The sequence below is a fragment of the Limosilactobacillus ingluviei str. Autruche 4 genome, assembly GCF_000312405.1.
GTDB lineage: Bacteria > Bacillota > Bacilli > Lactobacillales > Lactobacillaceae > Limosilactobacillus > Limosilactobacillus ingluviei.
In genome coordinates this window covers 686033-696967 of the sequence record NZ_HE997173.1, presented here as the reverse complement: position 1 = coordinate 696967, position 10935 = coordinate 686033, and the positions used below count along the sequence as shown (strand labels likewise).

Genomic DNA, 10935 nt, shown 5'->3' with positions numbered 1-10935 from the left:
TGGGCGCTTGGCACCCAACGGGGGTTTGTGTTAGTTCATAAAGCCAATTTGGTGATCCGGCCCGCTTTGGGCGACCTTCTTCATAAAGGCCGGCAGGGCGTGGCTGATTTGGTGGGGTAAGACGACGTATTGATTTTCCGCCAGTTGATCGGCGATCGCGCTATGGGCGTAGGTCGCTGCCAACGCCGCTTGGGTGACGTCGGTGCGGAACTGGGCGCAAAAGCCCCCGATCATCCCAGCCAGGGTGTCCCCCATCCCGCCGACGGCTTGGGCCGCCGAGCCGATTGGCAAGCGCCAACTGCCGGTGGAAGCGTAGATTTCGGTGTGGTGTTTTTTGACCAGGACCATCCCGCCGAGCTTGGCCTGAGCGGCTTGGTTGGCCGTTGGGGTTTGGTCGGCAATGGCCAGCCCACTGAGTCGTTGCCATTCCATCTGGTGGGGCGTAAAGATCAGCTGGCCCGCTGGCAGCGGCAGGCGGTGCTCAGCCAATAAGGTAATGGCCGAGCCGTCAATCACCACCGTTTGGGCGGCCTTGGTCTGGGCAAAAACGGTTTGCAAGACCGCCAGGCTGGCCGCTTCCGTCCCCAGCCCGGGGCCAATCACGACCGTGTCAACCTGGGCGACGAGCTTCGTGAGCGCCGTTTGATCGTGAAAATCAATCACCATCGCTTCGGGCAGATGGGTGTGCAGGGCGGTAACATTCAGTGGGTCACAGGCCACGGTGACCAGGCCGGCCCCGGCGTAAACCGCGGCGGTAGCGGCCATAATGATCGCGCCGCCGTACTGGTGGTTGCCCCCGACGAGCAAGACTTTCCCAAAGGTTCCCTTAAAGCTTTCCTGGGGGCGGGGTTTGATTACCTGGCGCAAAATTTTTTCATCTAATTCTTGCATGTGCAACGCTTCTTTCTATTGGTATTCCTGTAAGTATTGGTCTAAAACGACTAAGACGCCATCGTGATTGTTATCGACCGGGACGCTAAAGCGGGCCAACCGCTTGATTTCTGGGCGGCCGTTGGGCATCGCGTAGGAATAGCGGGCCAGTTTGAGCATACTTTCGTCGTTGCCCCCGTCCCCAAAGGCGATCAGGTCATCACCACTTAACTGCCACCGGGCCAAGACCTTGCTTAAGGCCCAGCCCTTGTTGATGCCGGGAATGGTCAGGTCCATCGAGCCATTGCCACTGGGAGTGACGGTCAGTTGGCCGGCAAAGCGGGCGTCCAATTGGGCCTTGACGGTGGCGACGTCTTGATCGGCTACTAAAAAGGACAGTTGGAAAAAGTCATCGTCCGGCAGGGGCAGGAGTTGGTCTAAAATCGTGTGCTGGGGGTAGTAGCGGGTCATGTGTGCCAAGAGGGCGGCTGAGGGGTGGGGTGGGAAGTAGCCTTGCTTGACGCCCGCCAAGGTCGGTTCAATCTGTAATTCATCGTGCAAAAAGGCCACGACCTGGGCGGCCAGGGTCCGCTCCAAGGTGGTCGTCATCAGTTCGTGCCCCTGATCAATCACTTGGGCGCCATTTTCGGCGATCACGGTCAAAGCTTCACTCCGGTCACCAAAGTGGGGCAACAGAAATTGCGCGGGGTCCCCACTGGCTACGATCACGTGACACCCTTGGGCCAAGAGTGCTTCTAAAATCCGTTCAAAGCGGGGGCGGTCAAAACTTTTATCGTCGCGCAAAAAGGTCCCATCCATATCAAAAGCAACGGCAGCAAACGGCAGTGGCATCTTATCGCATCCTTTCCAACGTCGTGTGCAGCAAGCAGGGTCACCGCTTGCGCACGAAAAACCATTAAAAATTAAAATTAACTTTGCCTATATGGTATCATTAAATATAAGCAAACAGTTTATGGAGGCAGAAAAAATGACGGATTGGCTGCAAAAAGCAACGGAACAAAAAGAAAACTATTTAAACGACTTGATCGCCCTGATCAAGATTCCGAGTGTCCGTGACGACACCCAGGCCAGTGAAAAATACCCGCTGGGCCCAGCCCCGGCCCAAGCCCTGAGCGCCTTTTTGGAAATGGCGGAACAAGATGGCTTTAAGACCAAGAATATCGATAACCTGGTCGGCTATGCCGAATGGGGGGACGGCGATGAAACCCTGGCGATCCTGGCCCACTTAGACGTGATGCCGGCGGGCAACGGCTGGGACAGTGATCCCTTTGATCCGATCATCAAGGATGGCAACCTGATTGGGCGGGGAGCTTCGGATGACAAGGGGCCCGGGATGGCGGCTTACTACGCCATGAAGACCTTAAAGGACATGGGCGTCGTGCCCAACAAGAAGGTCCGCTTTATTGTCGGGACCGATGAAGAAAGCAATTGGACGGGGATGAAGCGCTACTTTGAAGTCGAACCCGAACCAACCTACGGCTTTTCACCCGACGCGGAATTCCCGGTGATCAACGGGGAAAAGGGGCAAGTGTCCCTGCTTTTGGACTACCCAGGGAGTAATACCGGCGATGACTTACTGCGTTCCTTTAAGGCCGGTTTGCGCTTTAACATGGTACCGCGCGAAGCGGATGCGATCGTCGAAGTCGGTGATAACGAAGCGGTTGCTACGGCCTTTACCGCCTTTTTGGATGCCAACCCAGTGGAAGGGGAATGCGTGCTGGAAGCCGATGGGTTGCACCTGCAAGTGATCGGGAAAGCGGCCCACGGGATGGAGCCCGAAAAGGGGATCAATGCGGCCACTTACCTGGCGACCTTCTTGCAACAATTGCACTTGGGTGGGCAGGCCAAGCAGTTTGTTGACCTGGTAGCCAACTACTTGCACTTAGATACCCGGTTCCACAACTTCATGGGTGCCTACACCGATCCGGTGATGGGGGACCTGACGGTCAACGTCGGCTTGTTAAGTTTTGATGCCGCTCAGGGGGGCCAAATTGACATGAACTTCCGCTACCCGAAGGGCGTCACGCCGGACGGCCTGCAAGCCAAAGTCGCGGCCGTGGCTAAGGATTACGGGATGACGGTCCACTATGAAAAATTTGAAGTGCCGCACTACGTTCCCGCTGATGATCCGCTGGTCCAAACCCTGATGAAGGCCTACATTGACCAAACGGGCGAAACTGACGCTAAGCCAGAAGTGGTCGGCGGGGGGACCTATGGCCGCCTGATGGCCCGCGGGGTGGCCTTTGGGGCCTTGATGCCAAGCACGCCGAACACTATGCACCAGGCCAATGAATACCAACCGGTTGCCGACCTGCTGAAGTCAATGGCAATTTACATGGAAGCGATTAATGATTTAGTAACCAAGTAGGCAAAAAGTGTTAAAATAAAAGGGTAAAGTAGACAATTTTGCTGGAGGTGGGAAAAATGGCTGAATATCAAAATATTTTAGTCGGGATCGATGGGTCCAAGCAATCACTGTTGGCCTTTAAAAAGGCGGTCGCAATTGCCCAACGCAATGGGGCCCGCTTGCACCTGTTAAGCGTGGTTAATGGCGAACCTTACCCAAGTGCGATTACGACCTTTGGAATTTCCGATAAGGGCTTGTACGACAAAGTAGTTGATAAGATGAAGCACCTGTTGGCTGACTTGACGACCCAAGCCCAAGCGGCCGGCGTCCAAGACGTAAAAACTTCCGTGGTGGTGGGCAACGCCAAGGTGATCTTGACGGATACCTATCCGAAGGATGAAGACATTGACCTGATTTTGGTCGGGGCCACGGGGCTCAATACGATCGGCCGGATGATCGTTGGTTCGACCTCGGCTTACATCGTGCGCCAAGCACCATGTGATGTGGTCGTGGTCAAGACCGATGAGGACAACCAGCCGGTGACCTTTAAGCAAGCTACCTACCCAGAAATTTAAATTGACGCGTGTCGAAAAACCGTCCAACCATGGGGCTGGGCGGTTTTCTTACGATTAGCGGCCCCAGAAAGGAAGATTCTTTGTTAAAGCCACTCCTCTCAATTATTGTCCCTTGTTACAACGCCCAGCCTTACTTGGCACGGTGCTTGGCTCCTTTGTTGGCGGTTGAGCGAGGCCTGGAAGTAATTCTGGTTGATGATGGCTCCACCGATCAGACTGGGGCCATGATTGACCAATACGCGACTGGTCACCCGACTTTGATCCGGGCGCTCCACCAAGCCAACGGGGGGCACGGGGCCGCGATCATGGCGGGAATTCAAGCGGCCGGTGGTGACTACTTGAAGGTGGTCGATGCCGATGATTGGCTGGACCAGGCCGCCCTCTTGCGGGTGTTGGCCTTTTTGCAAGAGCTCCGGGAGCAAGGCGAGCAAATTGATATGCTGGTCAGCAATTATACTTATGATAAGATCAATGCGCCGCGAAAAAAGACCATCCGCTATCCCCACTTACCCACCCACCAGGTCTTTTCTTGGGAAGCCGTCCACTTGCCGCTCGGGGAATACTTGCTGATGCACGCGGTCATTTACCGGACAGCGATGCTGGTGAACGAAGCTCACCTGGCTTTGCCGCGCCATACCTTTTACGTTGACAACCTCTACGTCTTTCAACCCTTGCCCTTTGTCAAACGGCTCTACTACCTCGATGTGGATCTCTACCATTATTTCATTGGCCGCGCTGATCAGTCGGTCAATGAAGCGGTGATGCTCAAACGAATCGACCAGCAGCTCTTGGTCAACCGGCTGATGATTCGCTACTACACCCAGGTGACCAGCCTGGACAGTGGCTTGGGCAAGTACATGGCCCATTACTTAGAAATCATTACCACGATTTCGTCGGTCCTTTTGCTCAAAGATGGTCGCCCGGCGGCCCTGGCGAAAAAGCAGGCCCTCTGGCATGATCTGGCCCAGTTTGATCCAGCTTTGCACAATTTGCTTCGCCACCACTGGCTTGGCCTGGGAGTGAATTTACCCGGTAAAATCGGCCGGCGCGTGGCCGTGCAAGGTTACCAGCTGGCGCAAAAATGGTATGGCTTTAATTAGTCTTTGCGCAATGTTAAACAAAGGTTACAATTTTGCAATCAAATGGTAAAATAAGGGCTAAAGAATGCGGAAAGTGGGGAAGACATTATGCAGCGCAAAAAGCTTTTGATCAGTGTGGGGATCGCTGCCGTGGCCTTGCTGGGGGTGTCCCTAGGCAGCCGGCACTATTTCCAGACTCATTTTCACCGCCACGTGACGATTAATGGGATCAACGTGGGCGGCTTAACGGCGGCCCAGGCTTACGAAAAGGTGAGTCAGACCAAGCTGACCAACCGGGTCTATTTAAACGGTAAGCTGGTCTTTGACGGACACGACCAACAACCGGTCTTTGCCAAGGATGCTAAGCAAACCGTCGCCCGGCAGTTGCAAAAGCAAGCGACCTGGTTCCCGAGTCGGCAACCGCACGCCTACACCTTGCCCTTGCAAATGGATCAAGCGGCCTTGCGGGCGGATATGAAGGCGACTTTGCACCACCAGTTAGGACAGTTAAATGGCAACAAGCGCCTGCCAGTGGATGCCAAGGCGGTGTGGCACGCGAACCGGGTGACGGTAACCCCCGCCAAGCACGGGACAGCGTACGATGAAGCCAAAGTCATGGCGGCCCTGCTTCGCCACCAGAATGAACCCACGATCAAGCTGACGGCTAAGGTCCAACAACCCTTAGAAGCGGACAGCCCGACGGTGAAAAAAGCGGTGGCCGCGTTAAAGAAGCTTAACAATGGGCAAGTGACTTACCAAGTCGCGGGGCACCCGGTGAAGGTCAAAGCCAGCCAGGTGATTGATAAGGCGACTTATCAAGCCGGGAAGTACCACTTTACCCCCGTCAAAGAGGCGGCGGTGATCAAGCAGTTGAACGCCAAGTACGCTACTTTGGGCAAGAAGTTCAAGTTTACCACCCACGCGGGCAATACGATTACGACCACGGCGGATGGGGATTACGGCTGGAAAATCATGGCCAGCCGGGCGGCCACCACGATTGGGCAGGCGATCGTGACTGGGCGGACCCAAGTCGATGCCAAGGCCGACATTTACGGGCAAGGCTATGATACGCGCGGGTTGGGCTATGGAGTGACTAAAAACGACGGCTTAGGGGATACCTACGCCGAAGTTTCGATCGCTGACCAACACGCTTGGTTCTACCGGGATGGTAAGTTGGTCGCTTCAGCCGACGTGGTGACCGGGAAGCACAGCAGTGGTGATGATACCCCCAAGGGAGTCTGGTACGTGATGTATCAACAAATGCATACGACCTTACGCGGGACTGGCGATGATGGCAAGCCGTACGCGTCACCGGTAACGTACTGGACGCCGTTTACCTTGAGCGGGTGTGGGTTCCACGATGCCAGCTGGCGGAAGAACTGGTCCAAGACTGCTTACTTAACTGATGGTTCCAATGGCTGTGTCAATATGCACCCGGCTGATGCGGGGGTGGCCTTTAAAGCCTTGTCCAATAAGGAACCCGTGATTGTGTATTAATCAAATTTAACCTCTAAAAAAATTGTTGCTCCAGCGGGGCAGCAATTTTTTTGACTTTTTTGCGTTTTGAAAATAATTTTACGCTTTCATGACGTATATAAAAGTAAAGGGGGAATTTCATGATGCACTTAAAAACAACTTTAACAACGGCAATTGCAATTACGACGCTCACGTTCAGTCCACTGGGCCAGGCGGCAAATCAGCTGCCGCCTGCCGCGTGCCAACAACTGGCCAGCGCAGTGGTCTTAAAGACGCGCCAACCACTGACGACCGCCGAATTGGCCGCCCTGGCACCAGACAGTCAGCAAACTTATCAGCATTGGTTGACGGAATACCAAGCCCAGTACCAAACCGCCTTTGCCCAGGGGGTCGCCGACGGGTGTCAAGGGACTTGGCAGCGGCCAACGGAATGGCAAGATCCCGTCCGGTCGGCGGGGTACCAAGCCGGGTTTGACCTGGCTTGCGCCCACCAACCGGCACCCGCAATGGCAAAGCCAGCGGCAACGGCGCCGCAGCCGGCCCCGTCATCAGCGCCGCAGCCGGGGGCCCCAGCGGAGGTCCCTCCGACGGCAGCCCCGCCGGCGCCAACGGGAGCGGTCGATCAACAGACCTACCCGGCCCGGCCGCTGACGCCGCACCAACGGGCCTTCATTGAACAATTGGTCCCGGCGGCTCAAGCGATTGGGCAGGCCCACGATCTATACCCGTCCGTTTTGTTGGCCCAAGCCGCCCTGGAAAGCAACTTTGGGACCAGTGATCTGGCGGTCAACCATCACAATTACTTCGGCATCAAGGGCCAGTACCGCGCCCAAGGGGTGACGCTACCCACGGTCGAGCACTTAAACGGTCAGGATGTGACGGTGCTCGGCACCTTTCGCCACTACCCGGATGAACAAGCCGCGTTAGCCGATTACGCGCAGGTCCTGGCGCAACCGACCTATGCGGGGGTACACCGGCACGTGGCCACCACGTATCGGCAAGCCACCCAGGCCTTGCGGGGAACCTATGCGACCGATCCCAATTACGATCGGAAACTCAACCAGTTGATTGATACCTACCAACTGACCCAATACGACCGGGCCACCCCACCGGTGGATTCGGCCACGCCACCAACGCACCGAGCGCGGCCAACGGTGCCCCAAACCAGTCCTTCGCCAACCGTTGCGACAGCATTGAAAGCGAATTGGACGTGGCCCGTCTTGGGTGGGGCCGGCTCGGTGGGGATCATTGAAGTCCTGCGCCGCTTGTGGCATTGACAATGAAAAAAAGCAGTTGCCAGCGCAACTGCTTTTTTGCTCATTTAACGGATTGCCGCTAGGCGTTCGTCAATCATGCCTAAGACGATTTCGACGTTCTTGGGGTCATCGAGGTTGTAGCGATCCAAGTCAATTTTCATTTTCGGGCTGGCATCGTATTCCCGGTACCAATCCTTGTAGGCCGACCACATCTTGTAGTAGTAGTCCTTTAATTCGGGGTTGTGATCGATCTGTTCGTAATCCCGCCCCCGTTTTTTGATCCGGTAGAGGATCGTTTCAAAGGTCGTTTCCGAGTAAACCATCAAATCCGGTGCCTTTTTTGGCAGGTGGTTTAAATCTTGCATCATATTGTCGAGCAGCTGCAAGTAAACGGCCAGTTCGGTATCGGAGATATTGCCTTCGGCGTTGTTTTCCTTGGTAAACAGGGCGTCTTCATAAATTGACCGGTCCAACACGTTGTTATCATCGGACAGGGCCTGCTTGATCATTGAAAACCGCTTGTTTAAAAAGTAGATTTGTAAAAGGAAACCGTACTGCTTTGGGTTCTTATAGTACAATGGAAGCACTGGGTTTTCGCCCACCGGTTCAAAAAATGCCTGGGTATTCAAGTGTTCTGCAATTTTGCCGGTGAGGGTCGTCTTGCCCACACCGATCATACCAGCTGTAATAATCACCATAATTGCCCCTCTTTATCTTTTTTTCGCAACGATCACTATCTTACTACAAACCGCGCGCAGACAAAAGCGCTGGGTACTGGAATTCGGGGCGAAAAAGCGGCAAACGACCGTAGCAGAAGGGACCAACCCCAGCATAAAAAATTAACAGCGGAGGAAAATGAAATGAGCCCAACAGAAATTAAGGAAGCCCTCTTGCTCAGCCAGCAAAATGGGACCCTGGTAGAGGTTTATAATTTTGCGGATGATGACACCTTTAACGTCGGCTTTGTCTTGGCGACCGACCAGTCGTTTACCTTATTGTTGACCCTGGATTGGGACGCGAAGATCAACGGTTTAACCGCGATTCGCTTAACAAGTATTCGCCAGGTGCGGGCCCAGACCGACTATTTGACGACGGTCGCTTACAAGAGCCAGGTCGCCCAAGCCCACGGTTACTTTGACATCTGGGGACTGGAAGCGTATGTAGCCACCCAAGATTATCAGCACAAACCTTTGTTGTTGACCCTGTTGCACGATGCCGTCGACCATCACCTGCCGGTGGTCATCGGGACGGCCAAGTATAAGGGGCGGGATGACTTTGAAGGGATCATTCACCAGTTGGGGACAATCAAACTTACCCTCCACTACTATAATGAACATGACCTGTCGTCCTTGTGGGAATACGAAATTCTCTTGGCCCAAATTGATTATTTACGGTTGCGGGGCAGTCAGGGGGCGACGACGGCAGCAATTCTGCGCGGGATCTTTGCCACCTCGGTCTAGCGTCCTTACTGAAAATAAGGTAAAATGTTTACCAAACTAGCGGTCAAGTGCGGGGCGCTAAAATATCAGCGCCCTAATGGCTTAAGAGGGGCCCGGTTGCGCGAGCCTTTGGAGGAGAATAATGGCAAAAAAAGTGACGATTAAGGATTTGGCCAAGGCGGCCGGGGTGTCAGTAACGACCGTCTCACAAATTTTGAACGGCAAGGGGGCCCGGTTTAGTCAGGCGACGCAAGACCGGGTTCACGCGCTCAAAAAGCAGTTGAATTACGTTCCGGATTTCAACGCCCGCAATTTAATTTTGCATTCGTCTAAAACGGTGGGGGTTTTGGTGCCGAATATCGGCAATCCCTTCTTCTCGTCCTTTGTCCGGGGGATTCAAGAAGTGTGCCGCCAAAAGGAATACATGCCGCTGGTCTTTAGTGCCAGCCATGAAGTGGAGTTGGAACGCTACTACCTGAGTCGGTTGGTCGAACGGTCGGTCGACGGACTGATCATCGCCTCGTCGTCGATTACGGCCGAAACGATTGACGAGATTTTAAAGCCCAACGCGATTCCCTATCTCCTGTTTGACCAAAACCAAACTCATGACCACGAAGACCGGGTTTCGGTGGATGACTACGCGGGTGGGCAGTTAGCCGCGGCCCACTTGGCCCAATTAGGGCACCGGCGGATCGTGATGTACATGCCGACGGCGCCAACGGAAAACGTCCAAAACCGGTTGGCAGGTTTTAAGGCGGGACTGGCCGCGGCGGGGATTGCTTTTGATGAGAAAGCCATCGTCAAGACGACCTTGAGTAAGCGGGGCGGCTACGAGCAAACGGCGGCCGTCTTAGCCCACCAACCCACGGCGGTCTTTTGTGCCAACGACGAATTGGCGATTGGCCTGTACCGGGGCTTGCAAGAACGCGGGGTGCGGGTACCAGCGGACTTGTCGGTCGTGGGCTTTGATGATATTGATTTAGCCGAATACGTGACTCCCCAATTAACGACGGTTCACCAACCGATCAATCAGTTGGGCCAACAAGCGGCAACTCTGCTCTTTAACCGGATGACGGCCAAGGAGCAACCATTAGAACAACAATTGGTCAAGATGCCGGTTCACTTAGTGGAACGGCAGAGTACGGCCAAAGTAAGTGAGGATCAGTAATGCGAACAAGAATTGATTTAACGCAGCAACCCCTGTGGCAACGGGTGCTGGTGATGGTAGGTTTGGTCTTGGTGATTCAAGTGCCACCCCTGTTTTTATTTGCCGTGCGCCAAGCCGGGAGCTTGGGGGCCCGCTGGGGTTGGTTGGCCGGGTACTTTGGCGTTTTTATTGCCATTATTGCCCTGGCCCTGGCCGTCTACCAGCGGACCGGCTTTAGCTTAAAGCGTGCCCTATCCTGGCGCCAGGCCCGCGATTGGATCTTTGGTGGGTGGCTGGTGCTGTTGTGTTGCCAGCTGGCCTTAAGCTATTTTAATCGCTTGTGGTACCACCAAACGGAAACGGCGAATAACCAAGCGATTGCCGAGTTGATGGGGCATGACCCGTTGGTGATTGTGGCGATGAGTATAGGGGCAATCCTATTGAGTCCCGTCGCCGAAGAGGTGATCTTCCGCGGCATTTTAATTGATCTGTTCTTTAGTCGCTTTCAGTTGATCGGGCCCATTTTAGTGTCGGGGCTGGTCTTTTCGGCCGAGCACGCCAGTACCAATCCGATCAGTTTTTTGATTTACTTCATGTTGGGTGGGGTCTTGGCCTATGTCTACCAACGGACCGGCCACTTAGAGTATACGATTGCCATCCACGCCCTGAATAATTTGCTCGCGACCGGCGCCTTGGTGGTACCATTGTTGTTACATTAAGAAAAA

General features: G+C 54.5%; 11 protein-coding genes. 8 read left to right on the top strand and 3 right to left on the bottom strand.

Annotated elements, in window-relative coordinates; translation table 11 throughout:
* Positions 1 to 30: 30 nt before the first annotated feature.
* Both BN54_RS03425 and BN54_RS03420 read right to left on the bottom strand, forming a co-directional pair.
* Positions 31 to 891, bottom strand: coding sequence for an NAD(P)H-hydrate dehydratase (locus BN54_RS03425; RefSeq protein ID WP_019205746.1), 861 nt, complete (start codon positions 889 to 891; stop codon positions 31 to 33).
* 15 nt (positions 892 to 906) lie between these two features.
* On the bottom strand, positions 907 to 1722 hold the full coding sequence (locus tag BN54_RS03420; RefSeq protein WP_019205745.1) for a Cof-type HAD-IIB family hydrolase: 816 nt from the start codon (positions 1720 to 1722) through the stop codon (positions 907 to 909).
* Between the two features lie 136 nt (positions 1723 to 1858).
* Here BN54_RS03420 and pepV point away from each other — a divergent pair, with 136 nt between their 5' ends.
* From pepV to BN54_RS03395, 5 genes are all read left to right on the top strand, one after another.
* Complete coding sequence (gene pepV / locus BN54_RS03415) at positions 1859 to 3259, top strand: dipeptidase PepV (protein WP_019205744.1); 1401 nt, start codon at positions 1859 to 1861, stop codon at positions 3257 to 3259.
* Between the two features lie 56 nt (positions 3260 to 3315).
* Positions 3316 to 3813 (top strand): universal stress protein, encoded by a 498-nt coding sequence (locus BN54_RS03410; protein ID WP_019205743.1) that lies wholly within the window; start codon positions 3316 to 3318, stop codon positions 3811 to 3813.
* An 80-nt stretch (positions 3814 to 3893) separates the two neighbouring features.
* Positions 3894 to 4913, top strand: a complete 1020-nt coding sequence (locus tag BN54_RS03405) for a glycosyltransferase family 2 protein (RefSeq protein ID WP_019205742.1) — start codon at positions 3894 to 3896, stop codon at positions 4911 to 4913.
* A gap of 87 nt (positions 4914 to 5000) precedes the next feature.
* Positions 5001 to 6389 (top strand): L,D-transpeptidase family protein, encoded by a 1389-nt coding sequence (locus BN54_RS03400; RefSeq protein WP_019205741.1) that lies wholly within the window; start codon positions 5001 to 5003, stop codon positions 6387 to 6389.
* Positions 6390 to 6508: 119 nt separating this feature from the next.
* The gene (locus tag BN54_RS03395) at positions 6509 to 7645 is read left to right on the top strand and encodes a glycoside hydrolase family 73 protein (RefSeq protein ID WP_019205740.1); all 1137 of its coding nucleotides are present in this window, start codon (positions 6509 to 6511) and stop codon (positions 7643 to 7645) included.
* Between the two features lie 44 nt (positions 7646 to 7689).
* On the opposite strand, the gene BN54_RS03390 is transcribed toward BN54_RS03395, so the two are convergent.
* Positions 7690 to 8322, bottom strand: coding sequence for a deoxynucleoside kinase (locus BN54_RS03390; protein ID WP_019205739.1), 633 nt, complete (start codon positions 8320 to 8322; stop codon positions 7690 to 7692).
* 162 nt (positions 8323 to 8484) lie between these two features.
* Between BN54_RS03390 and BN54_RS03385 the strand changes: the two genes are divergently transcribed.
* From BN54_RS03385 to BN54_RS03375, 3 genes are all read left to right on the top strand, one after another.
* Entirely contained in the window at positions 8485 to 9084 is a 600-nt protein-coding gene (locus BN54_RS03385; protein ID WP_019205738.1) for a hypothetical protein, read from the top strand.
* 118 nt (positions 9085 to 9202) lie between these two features.
* The gene (gene rbsR / locus BN54_RS03380) at positions 9203 to 10231 is read left to right on the top strand and encodes a ribose utilization transcriptional repressor RbsR (RefSeq protein ID WP_338088549.1); all 1029 of its coding nucleotides are present in this window, start codon (positions 9203 to 9205) and stop codon (positions 10229 to 10231) included.
* Positions 10231 to 10929, top strand: coding sequence for a CPBP family intramembrane glutamic endopeptidase (locus tag BN54_RS03375; protein ID WP_019205736.1), 699 nt, complete (start codon positions 10231 to 10233; stop codon positions 10927 to 10929). Before rbsR ends, BN54_RS03375 begins: the two co-directional genes overlap by 1 nt.
* Positions 10930 to 10935 lie beyond the last annotated feature (6 nt).